The sequence below is a fragment of the Porphyromonas sp. KLE 1280 genome (assembly GCF_000700805.1).
In the GTDB taxonomy this organism is placed as follows: Bacteria; Bacteroidota; Bacteroidia; order Bacteroidales; family Porphyromonadaceae; genus Porphyromonas; species Porphyromonas pasteri.
The window spans coordinates 101806-118218 of the sequence record NZ_KL362966.1 but is presented as its reverse complement, the minus strand read 5'-3'; the positions used below and the strand labels follow the sequence as shown (position 1 = coordinate 118218).

Here is a 16413-nt window from a genome sequence, read left to right as displayed (position 1 = left end):
GCAATCGGTCGTTGCTCCTCTGTGTGAGGCGGTGCTCTTCGGCTGACGTTTGTGGGGAGTTGTACGGGCTTCGGTGGCGGAAAGCTGCTCCTTTTAGGCTAATTGAATTTGTTTTATATCTTTGCAGGCCGAAGGGCGGATTCTCCTTGAGGCATATCTTGGGAGCCCAGCCCAAATCGCTATAACAAATAAAACAAAGAATGAAAACAACTAGACTCGTATGGGGATTGATGGTGGTTCTATCTGCCATTTCTTCTTGTCGAAAGGAGCAAGATGTATTTGGGCCTTCGGTCGATGTACATGGTGGTAGCGGGCGGGAGTCCGTGGATCTGCTTGTGTTCCAGAACAAAGAACAGCTTGAACTAGCTGTCAAACAAGGGAAGGGCATCGATTCCCGAGGCCGAAGCCTAGCACATCCTGCGGATCAGCTTAAATCTAATCAACCAAGGACTTTGAGTGGGGACTCTATCTCGAGCTTGTCCTACTCAGTGATGGTGCCAGAAACGGCATTCCGAAAGCTCCTAAATGAGCGTGGTGAAATTCAGGTAGGGGATACAATTTATTGTATTACACCTGCGGGAACCTTCTATGCACCGAAGAAGGCTTTGCAAGAGCTTAGAGCCGTAGCTAAGGACTATAAGCCTGGAGCAGGTGAGCTTGTTCGTGAGCATTTGTTCAAGGTTGGACAAGTATACTTGTATGAGACTTTTGCAAATGCCGAATTCTCTAAGGATGACGTAGATGCTCCTGATTCTCAGGAAGAAGTCGGAGATAATGAGGCGAGGAGTATCGGTCCTGTTTTGGCGGGGAATATACCACTTCCAGACTTAAACTCATTTCCCAAAGAACGAGGTCGAAGAATAACTTGGGCAGGAAAGATATTTCAGAGTATATCCGTTCGAAAATCACACGTGGCAACTTTCCCTGCGAATCCCCGTCGTCGTGTGAACTGTGCTGTATATGACTTTGATTATCTTGTGTATCACTCGATAGGTATCACTGCGAAAGTACAGAAGAAGATGTTTTATCCAGGATGGGCGAAAATGAAGTATTGGCCTAAAAATACGATCCTTGTGGGTTATCGATATGCCTTGGTCAAGTATCCATATCCAGATAATACTATGTATGCGGCGCTCAAGGAGGCATTTGCAAAGATTCCTAATCCATCTCCCTATGAGCTCTATGCGGCAAGCCAGAGTGACTATTTATCTCGTCTTCCCTATCCATCATGGTTTAAGACGGAACTAGGTCTCACGGAGCCACTGCTGGGCTTATTTAAGGCAAAGCTCACCTATCAAGATGTTCTTTCAATAGCTGGGGATAAGATTAAAAGTCTTATTCGCTCTCAGGCTGGGGCATCGTGGGAGCGTCAGAGATTTGCAGATCATGATATCTTCACCTCGAAGAAAGATAAAGCGGAGCTGGAGAGAACGATACAAGCTCTAAAGATGGATGATTTCGTCCCTGGTGCAGTTCCTATTTATGCCCAAGATGGTATCTATATATTCTATTCAGGTGGCTGGATGACAAATCGTCAAGAAGACCAGCCGGAAGTAGACTTTAAATTAGATGGTGGATATGGGAATTTCAAGATCGAGTATCAGGGGCAACTAAACAAGTTCGGCTTTGACTTCTCTAGACCCCACTTTGATCCCAATGTCAGCTTCAACTTCCATACGTTTACGCCATCAGTAGAAGGTGTGAATATGGGAGCTGGTAATATGAATCTCTCAATTACCTCAAGTAAAAGAGCTGGTACTCTCGTTGGTGGAGACTTCTATGCCATCGCATATAATGGCAGCTGGGAAGGGTACAACTTGTCATGGTAACTCTTATATGAACATAATGAAGAAGCTGGTATTTCTATCTATGGCCCTCTTCCTTGTTGGGGTGGGCACGGCAACAGCTCAGGTGCGTCAGCGCTCCTTGGGTATCGAATTGGGTTCGCATAATGCGGCGGTCTATGACCTGACTCTTGGTCGACATTTCTCTGTCACGGCTAAGGCGGGGCTGGTCCTTGAGGCTGGTTTTAGTGGCAAGAAGGATGTAAATGGCAAGCGCTTCAGCTTCGGTGGGTTTACTCCCTTCGCGAGTCTGGAGCCCCGCTGGCACTTCTCAGGAGAGTCCGCGAGTGATCTCTTCCACACGGGCGGCTACTTAGGCGTCCGCCTGAATGGCGCTTGGGATCGTGCGACGATCTTCGGGCCGTCCTATCCCAAGGGGTATGATCGCCCACTGTACACGCTGGGCTTTAGCCCACGCTTCGGCTGGGTCTTTGGTGTGAATGAGAACTCTTACATCGGACTCTCCGCTGGCCTGGAGTTCTTCCGTACCAAGATGTCCTATAATGAAGGGGGGAGCCCCTGGCGTACACCCAGAACGGAGGGTGTGATCCCTGTGAGCTTGGAGATGACCTACGGGATTCGCTTTTAGAGCAACTCATTCGGTGAAGTAGGGGATGCCCCGCTCATCGATCTCCCCAAGTGTGGGGCAGTATCCAAGCGCTTGGATACTGCCCCACACTCTTTTTATTCGCCAGCTACTTTATTGATTCGCGCTGGCGGGTGGCTTGCCTCGGGTGCTTTTTATTTTTGCTCGTCTGCTTCATGTGGGGGGATCCGTGTGGGGTGGGGTGTGTACCAATCGGAGGCGGTCGTCCGTTCATCTATTGGCTCGTGCCCTGGACTTTATGGGTTCAGCGTCAGAGGACTATAGGGTGGTGACGCATCCGCATAGTGCTTCGCACCTGCTCGGTGCGCCTCTTCTTCCCCCATTCTTCTCATACGATTTGTGCCAAATGCGCCCATTTACTCCACGCCTCTTTGGGTGTAGTGGTAGGGAACTGTGATAATTCGGAATGAAGTGTGAATGTGTGAAAAAATGATATTGCGTATCTTTGCACCCAATTTGGTATGACTCCTGAGCTATCCATCCTCTTGGAAGTAGCTCACTCCCAATGAAATTTTATCAGAACGTTCAGCAAATGATCAGACGAATAGCCCTCCTACTCGTCCTCGCCTTCGTGGGTGCGACTGAGGGATTACATGCACAGCGCTTCGCCGTGAGCGCCAACCTCCCCGCCCTACTTACGGGGACCATCAGTGTGGAGCCGTCGGTGGCGCTCGGTGATCGCACTTCGCTCCAGCTCTCCTTCTCGGCTCGCCCAGGCCTCTTCAAGCTCCCCATGCCCGTCGGGCTTATCAATACCCTCTACGGTCATCTGGGTAATGTCGGCTTCAGCGAGCGCCTGAAGTGGGGCTCGGTAGAGCACGCCGAGATGGCGGCCTTCAGCCCAGCCCTGCGCTATTGGACGAAGGGCGTCTACAACCGTGGCTTCTTCGTCTCGGGGCATGCTCTCGGGATGGTCTACCGCTTTGGCGGGGGCAGTCTCTCCAGGACGTACTCTGAGGGCTTCCTCGTCGGGGCTGGGGGCTCTATCGGCTACAGCTATGAGCTTGCGCCCCACTGGAACCTCGAGGCAGAGGTCGGTCTGGCTGGTGTATGGACCCACTACGATGAGCGCTACAGCGCTAAGCAGGTGCGTACGGCAGATAAGAGCCGCGTCATGGTCCTGCCCTCACGTATCGGCCTGAGCCTGGCCTATGTCTTCTAACGCAATCTCCAGATAGATGAATCGAACGAAAATATATACCCTTGCCTCCGTCCTCTTGGCGGGGCTCGTCCTCGGCTCGTGTGCTCAGCCGCTGACGAAGAAAGTTTACTTCACCTCGGCACGCCCCCATGCCTACCTGCCTACCGACAAGGAAGAGAAGGCCGGCCGTACAGGTATGCTCTCCGAGATCGTCACCTATTCGCAGAAGGCCGACACGATACGCCGTGCCACCAAGGGCGATGAGAAGCCCAAGGAAGACGGCATCAAGACACAGGTCATCGAGGCGGTGACCGTCACCGCTGAGCGCCCCCGTGTGAAGATCTCCACCCTGCGTAAGGGTCGTATCAACCTCACCTTCCTCGTCACCGTGCCTCGTGCGCTGATGGACGAGCGCTACCAGGTCGTCCTCTCCCCACGCCTCCTCACCGAGGACACGACGATGACGCTACCCCCTGTCGTGCTGAAGGGACGTGAATTTAAGGCGGCTCAGGACAAGGAGCAGAAGGCTCTGCTAGCCTTCCAAGAGAGCATCGTCGATCCCTCGAAGTATGATAGCGTCTTCTTCAATCGCAAGGCCCATCGCTCCTTCATGGGACGCCTGCAGCAGGACTACTATTCGGCTTACCGCCGTCAGTTCTCCCTGCAGCTGGCTTATGAGCGCTGGCGCCGTATCATGGAGGAGCGCTACCTCAATGCGAATGCCGCTCGTGCAGGGGCTTATGACACCAAGTACCACGCGAAGGCCCTCGATATGCTCGGGGCGGCCTACCGCGACGAACTCTCAGGTCGCGACAGCGTCGGCCAGCGTAAGGGCTTCGATATGCTCTATAGTCCCGAGCGCCGTGCCGCCTATCTGGCACGTGGCGAGCGTCAACTCGACAGCACGAACGTCCCTGGGAAGTTCCGTATGCTCTTCGAGCGTGGCTGGACGATGGACTCCATCGAGAATAAGTCTTTCACCGAGAAGGACTCCCTTGAGGTAGCCCAGCATACGTACAACTTCCGTGCTATCGCTCACAACGAGAGCCGCCGCACGAACGCCGATACCTACCGTCGCCACATCGTCCACTTCCCCCTCATCGAGGAGACGCAGTATGAAGCTGGCGTCACCCCTGACAAGGACTTCGTCTATCTCTATAGCCGTGACCTTGAGGTGACTCCACAGATGAAGAAGCGTATGAAGGTCATCGTCGACTCGCGTATCTCAGCTATCGACCAGAGCACGTGGATGCAGCGTGGTGTCGATACCCTGACCTTCGTCATCTCGGGGATCAATGACCTCGTCGATGCTACCCTCATCGATCGCCTCAACGAGAAGCCCGAGGCGGCTGCCGAGTACAAGCTCGGTCTGGAGCGTATGGCCGCCCGTGACTACCGTGGTGCCCTCGAGTACCTCCGTAAGTACCCCGACTATAATGGCGCACTGGCGCTGGCTGGTATGGAGGAAGATGAGCGTGCCCTGATGGTGCTCAATCAGCTCGGTGCCAACGGCAAGGTCGAGTACCTCAAGGCGATCTGTCTCACCCGTCTCTCACGTCACGAAGAGGCGAAGGCTGCCCTCCTGCGCGCAGTGAAGCTCCAGAGCTTCCTCGTCTACAAGGCGGAGACTGAGGCGGCATTGGCTCCGCTGATGACGGATCCCGCCTTCGTCCGAGAGCTCAAGAGTGGAGCCGAAGAGCTGGACGAATAAGCCCGCCCTTCCCCTCCCACAAGACTACGACGAAGCACCATGCACCCTCTCCCGGCTGCATGGTGCTTCGTTGTATAGGGGGAGAGATACGTGCGAGTTCACTACTTTTGCAGGCAATGAAGAAGCTAAAGATCACGGAGATGGAGCGCCTCACGACAGAGGCCTTCCGTCGTGAAACGAAGCTCCCCATCGTCGTCGTCCTCGATGATGTGCGGAGCATGAATAATGTCGGGTCGGTCTTTCGCACCGCTGATGCCTTCCGTCTGGAGGGACTCGTCCTCTGCGGGATCACGGCTCGTCCTCCCCATCCTGATATTCACAAGACTGCCCTCGGTGCCGAGGATTCGGTCGCTTGGACTTATGCTGCCGACAGCGTCGAGGCGGTCCGCGAGCTTCGTGCTGCGGGCTACGAAGTCCTGGCGCTGGAGCAGGTCCACGACAGCGTATCGCTGGAGACCTTCGTCCCTCAGCCTGGGGTGCGCTATGCTCTGGTCTTAGGCAACGAGGTGCGCGGTGTGCGTGATGAGGTGATGGCTGAGGTCATGACCTCGCTGGAGATCCCCCAGCACGGCACGAAGCACTCCCTGAATGTCAGCGTCGCAGCAGGTATCGCCCTCTGGCAGCTCGCTGCGCCTTTGCTCCCCACACTCAGCCGATGAGCCACGACGCTACGCCCCTTGTCGAGACGACCGAGGACGGGAGCCTCACGCTCTTTGCTCCGACCTTTGGCGAACACTATCACTCGACGCATGGCGCCGTGCAGGAGAGCCTACATATATATATAGGTATGGCACTCGAGGAGCGTCTCCGTGCGGAGCGAGGTGCGACGGAGCCCCTCAGACTCTTCGAGGTCGGCTTCGGCACGGGGCTTAATGCGCTCCTCACTTGGCAGCGAGCCGAGGCAGAGCGCAGGCCCGTACATTACTATTCCATAGAGAAATATCCCGTCGGCCCCGAGGTCTACGAAGCCCTCCACTATGAGGGTGTGACGGGGCCACTGGATCCGGGCGAAGCCCTCGGCGCACTCCATACCGCTCCGTGGGGCGAGGCGGTGGCGCTTAGCCCCTTCTTCACCATCGAGAAGCTCCACAGCGACCTCACCGAATGCACCTTCCCCGAGGGGCTGTCGGTCATCTATTACGATGCCTTCTCCCCCGATAGCCAGCCGGAGCTATGGGCAGAGGAGCTCTTCGCTCGCCTCTTTGCTGTCGCCCTCCCCGAAGCTGTCCTCACGACCTACTGCGCCAAGGGCGAGGTGCGCCGTCGCCTCCAGCGTGCGGGCTTCCTCGTTGAGCGTCTCCCTGGCCCTCCGGGGAAGCGTGAGGTGCTCCGTGCTCGTGTGCCGAGGTAGCCTCTCATATCATTCTCTCTTACTATCCCTCCGCTTGTCCTGCGTATGTTCCTACTTATCTCCCCCGCCAAGACTTTTGCGACAAAGGCTAAAGTACCTCGTGACCTCACGATGACCTCGCCCCGCTTCCTTGAGGAGGCGTGTACGATCATGGCCTCTGTCCTTCGCCTCAGCCGTGAGGAGCTTGCCTCGATGCTCCAGCTCAGCCCCAAGCTCCGTGACGAGGTCTATGCCCGTCTGCGCACCTTCTTCGATCCCGAGGTCACCGAGATGCCCGCAGCGCTGAGCTACACGGGGATGGTCTTCCGTAAGCTCTCGCCCCCTACGTTCACAGCGGAGGACTGGGCTTATGCGGCCGAGCATCTGCGCATTACCTCCTTCGTCTACGGGCTGCTCTCGCCCGAAACAGCTATTCGCTACGACCGTATGGAGGGTGCGGTACAGCTCCCTGATCTCTTCGATGGGCGGCTCTTCGACTACTGGCGTGACCGCCTGACGCCCTACCTCATTGAGGAGGTGAAGCGTGCTGGCGGTACGCTCCTCTTCCTGGCGAGTGACGAGATGCGTGGGCTCTTCCACTGGGCGGAGGTCGAGCGTGCCGTGCGTGTCATCACGCCGTCCTTCCTCGTGCGCCAGCCTACGGGACGCCTCAAGCAAATCGTCGTCTACACGAAGATGGCGCGTGGGGCGATGGCGGGCGAAGTCATTCGTCAGCGCCTCGAGGATGAGGAAGCCCTGCGTGCGCTCACTCCCGAGGGCTTTGTCTTCGCGCCCGAGGAGTCGACCGATCGCGACTGGACATTTGTCTTAGGCTAAGCCCTTCGCCTCGCATATCCATAGGAGAAATAAAAAGTACCCAGCAGTAGACTACTATGAGGTCTATCTGCTGGGTGCTTTTATTTATGCCTGTCGGGTGCGTGTGTCGAGCTATGTAGGATGGTGAAGAATGCTATATAGCTTTGTGAAGTGATCTGTATTTAGATTGTTGCTCCGCGTAGGGATAAAAGTTGTGGACGCGTGGCAGATAAGTTTGGGCTACGTGCGTGGACGATAAATCTACGTACGTGGATATTTGGATTTACATGCCTGGTCTTTAAGACTACGTGCATAGACAGATGAAAAGCACTACGTGAAGGCGCTTTTTCCTTCACGGGAACAGCACTTTTCTCTCCGCTGGATAAGGAATACTCGCGATAAGGAGAAGGGCTTATGTATCACTTCGGAGAGGCATATCGGGGAGCTGGGCGTGCGATGCCTTAGCACCCTAAGTAGAGGGCAGGACTCGCGGCAACAGTCTCAAGTGGCTCGAAGGGCCGAACTAAGGGCGCGAAGAAGGGGGCGGTTGATGCGATCAGCCGACTTCGCTTCGTGCGAAAGTGAGCTGCCGAGAGGGGGGTGTTCTCTGTCGTTTGTCTTGATTTGTAGGTGCGATATGGGGATAGGGTAGCGCTTATCCTGTCAATATCACACACCGAAGTGGCAGGGAAGGAGGGTGCGAGTGCGCATCATTAAGTATTTTATTAAGCTATCTTCTAATGCTTTATCTGAGGCACTTCCGAAGGGGTAAATAAAAGCTAAGCGAAGGGCTTGCTATTCATCTTTTTATTGATAACTTTGCTACGAGCAGAGGCGATGATCGCAGCGTGCAGGTCGCCAGCTGCTCGCATATAGATGCTCCTATAAATATTCATCCACAAATATCTGCTCTTATGAAGAAGCACAATTTCTCGGCTGGGCCATCGATCCTCGACGAGAGCGTAATCAGAGATGCTGCTGGTGCAGTCCTTAACTACCAGGGAACTGGCCTCTCTATCCTCGAAGTTTCTCACCGTGCTAAGGAATTCTCCGCAACGATGGAGGAAGCACGTAACCTCATGAAGGAACTGCTCGATGTACCCGAGGGGTACGAAGTGCTCTTCCTCGGTGGTGGTGCCAGCCTGCAGTTTGCACAGGTTCCTATGAACCTCCTCAAGAAGAAGGCTGCCTACGTCGATTCAGGTACGTGGGCAAATAAGGCTGCTAAGGAAGCTAAGGCCTTCGGTGAGGTCATCACCTTCTCCTCTAAGGACGACAACTACATCTGGTACCCCAAGCCATGGGAAAAGAATGAGGTACCCGATGACGTGGACTACCTCCACATCACGAGCAATAACACGGTCTATGGTACGGAGCTCCGCTACGATCCCGATGTAAAGGTCCGTCTCGTAGGGGATATGTCTTCTGACATCTTCACGCGTCCTGTCGATGTATCTAAGTACGACCTCATCTATGGTGGTGCTCAGAAGAACATCGCTCCTGCTGGTGTTACCTTCGTCATCGTACGTCGCGACGCTGTAGGTCACATCGAAGACAACCGCATCATCCCCACGATGCTGAAGTACGACACGCACTTCAAGGACTCTATGTACAACACGCCTCCTGTCTTCCCCGTCTACGTAGCTCTGCAGACGATGAAGTGGTACAAGGAACTCGGTGGTGTCAAGGTCCTTGAGCAGATGAACCTCGAAAAGTCAGCTCTGCTCTACGATGAAATCGACCGCAACCGCCTCTTCCGCGGTACCGTCAATACCGAAGACCGCTCGATCATGAACGTATGCTTCGTCCTCAACGACGAGTACAAGGAGCTCGAACAGGAATTCTACGACTTCGCAGTATCTCGCGGTGCATACAGCTTCAAGGGTCACCGCTCTGTAGGTGGCTTCCGAGCTTCTCTCTACAACGCTCTGCCTAAGAGCAGTGTCCAGTTCCTCGTCGACCTGATGCAGGAATTCGAACGTAAGCACTAAGCTTCCCTCGCTTTAAGAAGATAAACGTAACGGCACAGACCACCCCGACCCTCATCGCTGTGGGCGAAGAGTGGTCTGTGCCGTCGCTTATCTCTACCCCATCTCACACGCTTCAAATACACATCTATACATCATGTCAAAGGTTCTTATTGCCACCGAAAAACCCTTCGCTGCTCCCGCAGTAGCTGGTATCAAGCAAATCCTCACCGAAGCTGGCTTCGAAGTAGTCCTCCTCGAAAAGTACACGACTAAGGCCGAGCTCCTCGCAGCTGTCGCCGACGTCGAAGCAATCATCATCCGTAGCGACATCATAGATGCCGAGGTCTTCGACGCTGCTAAGCAGCTCAAGATCGTCGTCCGCGCTGGTGCCGGCTACGACAATGTAGACCTCGAGTCCGCTACCGCTCACGGCGTATGCGTGATGAACACTCCTGGACAGAACGCTAACGCTGTAGCTGAGCTCGTCTTCGCTATGCTCCTCTTCGGCGTACGCAACCGCTTCAACGGCACCTCTGGTACTGAGCTCAAGGACAAGAAGCTTGGTCTCCTCGCTTATGGTAACACGGGCCGCAACGTAGCTCGCATCGCTAAGGGCTTCGGCATGGATATCTATGCTTACGACCCCTTCACGCCTGCCGAAGTCATCGAGAAGGAAGGTGTACACGCTGTCGCCAGCCAGAAGGAACTCTTCTCTACCTGCGACATCGTCTCCCTCCACATCCCCGCTACGCCTGAGACTAAGGGCTCTATCGGCCGCGAACTCGTGAGCCTCATGCCTAAGAAGGGTATCCTCGTGAATACCGCTCGTAAGGAAGTTATCAACGAACCCGAGCTCATCGCCCTCCTCAAGGAACGCGAAGACCTCCGCTACTTCGCTGATATCCGTCCAGGCGCTCACGAAGAATTCGAAGCTGCTGCTGGCGACCGTTACTTCTCGACCCCCAAGAAGATGGGTGCTCAGACGTCTGAAGCCAACACCAACGCTGGTCTGGCTGCTGCTCGTCAGATCGTCGGTTTCATCAAGGAAGGCAACGAACGCTTCCGTCTGAATAAGTAGTCCGACTACCTTACGTCACTATCTTCCCACCTTAGATAAGACTTAACCTCCATGGCTATCATCAAACCTTTCCGTGGTATCCGTCCTCCACAGGACCTTGTAGAGCGTGTAGCTTCTCGTCCATACGACGTACTCAACAGCGAAGAAGCCCGTGCTGAGGCTGAAGGCAATGAGATGTCTCTCTATCATATCATCCGCCCCGAGATTGACTTCCCCGTGGGCACCGATGAGCACGAAGAGAAGGTCTACCAGAAGGCTGCTGAAAACTTCCGCCTCTTCCGTGAGAAGGGCTGGCTCGTACAGGACGCTAAGGAGAACTACTACGTCTATGCCCAGACGATGAATGGCAAGACGCAGTACGGTCTCGTCGTCTGCGCCGCTGTAGAAGACTACATGAGCGGTGTGATCAAGAAGCACGAGCTTACCCGCCGCGATAAGGAAGAAGACCGCATGAAGCATGTCCGCGTGAACAACGCTAACATCGAGCCCGTCTTCTTCGCCTACCCCGCGAAGGATGAGATCAATAAGATCGTCGCTAAGTACACCAAGGAGACGCCCGTCTACAGCTTCATCGCTCCTCTCGATGGCTTCGGTCACGAGTTCTGGATCATCGATGATGCTGCCGACATCCAGCGCATCACGGAGCTCTTCGCAGAGATGCCCGCTCTCTACATCGCTGACGGCCACCACCGCTCTGCGGCTGCTGCTCTCGTAGGTGATGAGAAGCGTAAGCAGAACCCCAATCACACGGGGAACGAAGAGTACAACTACTTCATGGCTGTCTGCTTCCCTGATGACCAGCTGACGATCATCGACTACAACCGCGTAGTCAAGGATCTCAATGGCCTGACGAAGGAAGAACTCCTCCAGAAGCTGGAGAAGAACTTCATCGTCGAGGACAAGGGTACGGAGATCTACACGCCTAAGGGGCTGCACAACTTCTCCCTCTACCTCGGGGATCACTGGTATTCACTCACGGCTAAGCCCGGTACGTACGATGACAACGACCCCATCGGCGTGCTTGACGTGACGATCTCTTCTAACCTCATCCTCGATGAGATCCTCGGCATCAAGGACCTCCGCTCTGACAAGCGTATCGACTTCGTCGGCGGTATCCGTGGCCTTGGTGAGCTGAAGAAGCGCGTCGATAGCGGTGAGATGAAGTTTGCTCTCGCACTCTACCCTGTCTCTATGAAGCAGCTGATCGATATCGCTGACTCGGGCAATATCATGCCTCCTAAGACGACGTGGTTCGAGCCTAAGCTCCGCTCAGGTCTCATCATCCACGAGCTCGTCTAAGAGACTGCCCCTCCCTTTCGCACCAGCCCCCGAAGCCTTCCCTCCTGGGAGTTCTTCGGGGGCTGTTGCTTTTTCCCTTCTTTTACCACCCAACCCATCCATCATGAGCTACACATTACCCCTTGGTGCGCCTATGCGGCGTGCCCTTTCCTTGTCCCTCTCCCTTCTGCTTCTCGCTGGCTGTAGTGCCCGAGATAATGGCTTGCCTCTGCCTAAGCCCCAGCCTAAAGAAGGCTCGTCAACCCTGCACCTCTCGGTACGTGCCCCACGGAGCATTGCCCTGCGCGGACTCGACGAAGAGGATCCGATGCTCCAGATCTCCACGCTTCACTTTGCCTTCTATTCAGAGGCGACTCAGCTCTCCACCCAGCTTCGTGAAGTGAAGGTTACCTCTACCGAGCAGCTGAAGGACATCAATCTCTCCCTGCCCGAGGGGGCTTATAAGCTCGTCGTCGTGGCGAATGCCACCCGTCCCCTGCTGGAGCAGATCGCTATCGGCCGGCCGCTGAGCGCCGTCACGGGCTACATGACCCTCTTTGTAGATGGGCTCTCTACTGCTTCGGGCTCTAAGCTTACCGTCTCCCAGCTCAATGAGCAGGGGGCTATCTCGGTGCCTGCCTCCGCCTTCGGAGCGTCAACGCCTCAGCTGCAGGTGACTCTGGAGCCAGCTCTCGCACGCGTCTTCGTCTATGGTGAGCCCGAGCTCCCCTCGGGTGTCACACGGGGGAGTGCTCCTGCGGACTATCTGGTGACGGGTGTCACGCGCTATACGGCACCACTCCGTCCGCTGGGACTTCTGCGCTCGGGCGTCAAGGAGACGGCGGGCGATGGCTCGGCTGCTGCAGACCGCTATCCCTCGAGTTACCTCTATGAGAAGTGGTCGACCGCAGCTCCGACGAACTTCGGCGAGTACCTCGCTCACTATACTCAGGACATGATCCTCGGGAAGACATCGGTGGTGCTCCCACGTGCTGCCTTCCTCGCGAATGAAGCTGCCTTCGATGCGGCACGTAAGAGCCAGCCTTATTACATCCGCGAGACGACCGTGCCTCCTACGGCCTACCTCGTTGGCGGTGTCCCCACGGTCATCCTGCGCTTCCCCTATATCCCTGCGGGGCTTAGCCTGCAGGGCGATGAAGGCTGGTTCAGCTTCGATGGCTTGTACTATGCTGAGCATGAGCTACGCCAAATCATCAAGACGGGGAAGGCGGATAATGCACGTCTCCAGCAGGCTGTCCAAGAGGCTGCGCTGACGGAGGGCTCGCTGTCTGCACCCTTTGAGTCACATGGTATCAGCTTCCACCATCGTGGCTACTGCTACTATACGATCCCCATCCGCCACTTCGATGATAGCGAAGCTCCCGAGAAGACAGCGCATGGGCGCTACGGGCTGGTGCGTGGTAATGAGTACCGCATCCATCTGACACGTATCCTGCGCCCAGGCTCTGCATTGCCCCCTGACCTGTCGAAGGATCAGCGCCCACTGACTGAGGAGCGCGATCTGCGCTCGGTCGTGCATGTGAGGCCAGTCGTCACCCGTTCGCATGAGGCGCATCTGTAGCTGCTCGTATTCATCCGAGTAAAGTATAAGCCCCGCACCACAACTGATGCTGAGTGCGGGGCTTCTCTCTATGAGAGGTGGGGATGGATCAGATGATGAGTATGGACGTTATAGATAGAAAGCGGCCTCAGCTCGGAAGGAGGAAGAGCTGAGGCCGTACAATCCATGTGTATTTGTCAGGCGCTGGTCCGGTGAGGTGACCGTTAGATTTGAGGCACGATAAGATTGCTTCGAATTGGTAAAACAAAGGTGTGAAGTTTCTTGCGCAAAAGCAAGCAATTTCGCGCCGCGGAAAAACTTTAATCTCCCTTTACATGTGTCCCCGCGGATAACCAGTAAAAGGCGGGTTTAATAGTAAAAAGGATGGGGTATCTCCATCCTTTTTTACGCTTTGCATCAGCGAGATAGAGCGATGTTTTGCCCAGAGAATACTAAAATATTTAGCGAAGGGTGTCCCGGCTTCATCGATTGGATGGAGTTGGGCTTTTCTATTGTGAAGGGATGGGAGCTCCTTGGAGTCCCCCCTTCTCACTCGTGCTTTTCTAAGGGTAAATAGCCCTTGTTTTCGGGGCTCTATGCGATGGAGGTATATGCCTTTGTGTAGGGGAGTAGGAGTAACCTATATTGGTCAGCGGGTGAACCTATATAGGTCCGCGCGCGAAGCAATATAGCTTACTATTGGTGACCTATATAGGTTCGCTCATCGACCAATATAGGTCGCACCGCGCCCTTCTCGAGGGGCGGTGTGAAGCGTATGTATGTGGGGGGATTGTGCGTGGCGCTTTGCGCTGGTAGGCTGGGCGCAGAGCTGGTGGTGTTCTCGGGGGAGAGGATTGGGGATGCGGGGCTATTTCTTCAGCCCCTTGATGCGGGAGGGATTCTGCTTGACGAAGTCTGCCCAGTTCTTCGTGGCGCCTGCAGAGGCGGAGCGTAGGGGAGAGGAGGTGAGGAAGTGGTGGCAGAGGGCGGCGGCGAGGCCGTCGGTGGCGTCAAGTTCGCGGGGCATCTGATCCTGCGGGATCTTCAGATAGCGCTGTACCATGCCCGCGACTTGCTCCTTGGAGGCGGCGCCGTTCCCTGTGATGGCCTGCTTGATGCGCATAGGGACGTATTCGGTGATGGGGATGTCGCGCGTGAGAGCTGCTGCCATTGCCACACCTTGGGCGCGGCCGAGCTTGAGCATACTCTGGACGTTCTTCCCGAAGAAGGGAGCTTCGATAGCCAGCTCGTCAGGGTGGAATTCATCGATGAGGCCCTGCACCCGCTCGAAGATGCGCTTGAGGCGGAGGTAATGGTCCTCGTACTTGCTGAGGCTGATGACCCCGAGAGCCAAGAGACGTGCCTCCTGCCCACGGACCTCGATGAGGCCGTAGCCCATGACGATGGTCCCGGGGTCGATGCCCATGATGATGCGCTCTGACATAGCTACTCCTTATATACGGTATAGTTCGGTGGCAGATGATTAGTCGACCACATGCATGATCGTGCTGAAGCCTAAGACCGCTTCGCCGAACTGCTTGGTGAGGAGATCGGCTAGGCGGAGCCCCGTGTTTGAGAGGATATCCTGCAGGTGCACCTCGCCCTCGGCGTAGAAGTGCAGGGCATAGGAGAGTGCCTCGGGATGCTCTTCGTGTGGGACGATGCGGTGCAGGCGGGGGTGCTGTACGAGGCTATCAGCATGGAGTGCAGGGAGGTAAACCTCACGCATGAATGCGAGGAAAGCCTGCTGAGTCTGAGGGGCAAGGACGAAGGTCGTATTGTATAGGATCATCGGAATGGTCGTGGGGAAAGAGGGTGGTGAGTGCGAGATTTTTTTCGCTCTCTTATTGGGGCAAAGATACTTTGAAATAAAATATTTACTACCTTTGCACCGACAATGAAGATCAAGCGGATCTCGTCACACTTATATATATGGGGTATTAGCTCATCTGGCTAGAGCGCGACACTGGCAGTGTCGAGGTGAGCGGTTCGAGTCCGCTATACTCCACGCAGCTCTGAGGGTGCTTCACAGCCCCCTTGTCTGTATAATACTGCGAAGGCGCACAGGAGGTTGCCTAATGAGAAAAAGGCCCTCAACGACGCTTGTCAGCGGGTGGGTAACGGAAGAAATCCCCTGCGATCACGGTAGCTCAGACGTCTTGGCTTATTGCCGAAACGGATTGTTGCCGTATATTTGCAGTGTTATTCATTACGAATTCGAAATCAATAACTAATTAACGTAAGAAAGAAAGATGAAGAAGTTTTTCGCATTCGCATTTGTAGCTGTAGCAGCTGCTTTTGCTTCATGTGCAGGTAACAACGAGCAGAACGCTCAGGACTCTACGGCTATGGACAGCGCTACGATGGTTGAAAGCGTAGTTTCTACGGTTGACAGCGCTGCTGCTACTGTAGACTCTGCAGCTAAGGCTGTTGTTGACTCTATCGCTAAGTAAGCAATAGGTCCGACCTACTGATTAGCCACGGGCACGATGTCTCCCTCGGAGATGTCGTGCCCGTGCGCCATTATAGGGGTTGAGGTGCCCTGCCTCTGGGTGCTCTTCTCCCTTTAGGCTATGGGCAAGATGCCGTATCTTTGTATAGCTAATTAGGATAGATATGATCACAGTAGAGCGCTACCACGATATCAGTATGGGTCACCGTGTCGTCGGGCACGAGAGCAAGTGCCGTCATCTGCACGGGCACAACTATCGTATCCACTTCGTCTGTACGGCTCCCGAGCTCGATGGGGTAGGGCGTGTCATTGACTTCTCCGAGATCAAGGAGCGTCTATGCGAGTGGCTTGAGGAGAACTGGGATCACAAGATGGTGCTCTGGAGTGAAGACCCACTGCTCGCCGAGCTGCGCCGTCTCGTACCTGAGGATCTGTGCGTCGTCCCCTTCAATCCTACGGCTGAGCAGATCGCCATGCACCTGGTCTCCGTCGTCGGTCCTCAGCAGCTCGAAGGGACGGGGATTACACTCGTGGCATGCCGCGTCGAGGAGACCCGTAAGTGCTCCGCTTCCTATCAGCTTTAGTGCCCCGGAGAAGCCGGGACATTGACTATCTTTGTAGATAG

At 55.2% G+C, this 16413-nt stretch carries 15 protein-coding genes and 1 tRNA gene; 14 read left to right on the top strand and 2 right to left on the bottom strand.

Annotated features, from left to right (window positions below; genetic code table 11):
• Window positions 1–200 precede the first annotated feature (200 nt).
• The 11 genes from HMPREF1121_RS07845 to HMPREF1121_RS07795 all read left to right on the top strand — a co-directional run bounded on the left by HMPREF1121_RS07845 (window position 201) and on the right by HMPREF1121_RS07795 (window position 13357).
• Window positions 201–1829, top strand: coding sequence for a hypothetical protein (locus tag HMPREF1121_RS07845; RefSeq protein ID WP_044115707.1), 1629 nt, complete (start codon window positions 201–203; stop codon window positions 1827–1829).
• Window positions 1830–1836: 7 nt separating this feature from the next.
• Window positions 1837–2433: a hypothetical protein gene (locus HMPREF1121_RS07840; protein ID WP_156946067.1), complete on the top strand. Its 597-nt coding sequence runs from the start codon at window positions 1837–1839 to the stop codon at window positions 2431–2433.
• A gap of 550 nt (window positions 2434–2983) precedes the next feature.
• Complete coding sequence (locus tag HMPREF1121_RS08690; protein WP_052353653.1) at window positions 2984–3613, top strand: DUF3575 domain-containing protein; 630 nt, start codon at window positions 2984–2986, stop codon at window positions 3611–3613.
• A gap of 16 nt (window positions 3614–3629) precedes the next feature.
• Entirely contained in the window at window positions 3630–5303 is a 1674-nt protein-coding gene (locus HMPREF1121_RS07830) for a hypothetical protein (RefSeq protein ID WP_044115705.1), read from the top strand.
• Between the two features lie 116 nt (window positions 5304–5419).
• A complete protein-coding gene (locus tag HMPREF1121_RS07825) occupies window positions 5420–5962 on the top strand; it encodes an RNA methyltransferase (protein ID WP_044115704.1) in 543 nt (180 codons plus the stop codon).
• Complete coding sequence (gene mnmD / locus HMPREF1121_RS07820; protein WP_044115703.1) at window positions 5959–6654, top strand: tRNA (5-methylaminomethyl-2-thiouridine)(34)-methyltransferase MnmC2; 696 nt, start codon at window positions 5959–5961, stop codon at window positions 6652–6654. Before HMPREF1121_RS07825 ends, mnmD begins: the two co-directional genes overlap by 4 nt.
• A 45-nt stretch (window positions 6655–6699) precedes the next feature.
• On the top strand, window positions 6700–7470 hold the full coding sequence (locus HMPREF1121_RS07815) for a YaaA family protein (RefSeq protein WP_044115702.1): 771 nt from the start codon (window positions 6700–6702) through the stop codon (window positions 7468–7470).
• A gap of 893 nt (window positions 7471–8363) precedes the next feature.
• The gene (gene serC, locus HMPREF1121_RS07810) at window positions 8364–9440 is read left to right on the top strand and encodes a 3-phosphoserine/phosphohydroxythreonine transaminase (protein WP_044115701.1); all 1077 of its coding nucleotides are present in this window, start codon (window positions 8364–8366) and stop codon (window positions 9438–9440) included.
• 133 nt (window positions 9441–9573) lie between these two features.
• Window positions 9574–10497: an NAD(P)-dependent oxidoreductase gene (locus HMPREF1121_RS07805; protein ID WP_044115700.1), complete on the top strand. Its 924-nt coding sequence runs from the start codon at window positions 9574–9576 to the stop codon at window positions 10495–10497.
• A 51-nt stretch (window positions 10498–10548) separates the two neighbouring features.
• Window positions 10549–11796, top strand: coding sequence for a DUF1015 domain-containing protein (locus HMPREF1121_RS07800; protein WP_044115699.1), 1248 nt, complete (start codon window positions 10549–10551; stop codon window positions 11794–11796).
• 103 nt (window positions 11797–11899) lie between these two features.
• Window positions 11900–13357 (top strand): fimbria major subunit, encoded by a 1458-nt coding sequence (locus tag HMPREF1121_RS07795; protein ID WP_084152027.1) that lies wholly within the window; start codon window positions 11900–11902, stop codon window positions 13355–13357.
• Window positions 13358–14204: 847 nt separating this feature from the next.
• On the opposite strand, the gene ruvC is transcribed toward HMPREF1121_RS07795, so the two are convergent.
• Both ruvC and HMPREF1121_RS07785 read right to left on the bottom strand, forming a co-directional pair.
• Window positions 14205–14780 (bottom strand): crossover junction endodeoxyribonuclease RuvC, encoded by a 576-nt coding sequence (gene ruvC / locus HMPREF1121_RS07790; RefSeq protein WP_009432818.1) that lies wholly within the window; start codon window positions 14778–14780, stop codon window positions 14205–14207.
• A gap of 39 nt (window positions 14781–14819) precedes the next feature.
• The gene (locus tag HMPREF1121_RS07785) at window positions 14820–15128 is read right to left on the bottom strand and encodes a DUF4286 family protein (RefSeq protein ID WP_009432713.1); all 309 of its coding nucleotides are present in this window, start codon (window positions 15126–15128) and stop codon (window positions 14820–14822) included.
• A 142-nt stretch (window positions 15129–15270) separates the two neighbouring features.
• Between HMPREF1121_RS07785 and HMPREF1121_RS07780 the strand changes: the two genes are divergently transcribed.
• The 3 genes from HMPREF1121_RS07780 (at window position 15271) to HMPREF1121_RS07770 (ending at window position 16372) form a co-directional block, all read left to right on the top strand.
• Window positions 15271–15344 (top strand) — tRNA-Ala (locus HMPREF1121_RS07780).
• A 244-nt stretch (window positions 15345–15588) separates the two neighbouring features.
• Complete coding sequence (locus HMPREF1121_RS07775; RefSeq protein WP_044115697.1) at window positions 15589–15789, top strand: PG1828 family lipoprotein; 201 nt, start codon at window positions 15589–15591, stop codon at window positions 15787–15789.
• Between the two features lie 163 nt (window positions 15790–15952).
• Window positions 15953–16372, top strand: coding sequence for a 6-pyruvoyl trahydropterin synthase family protein (locus HMPREF1121_RS07770; protein WP_044115696.1), 420 nt, complete (start codon window positions 15953–15955; stop codon window positions 16370–16372).
• Window positions 16373–16413 lie beyond the last annotated feature (41 nt).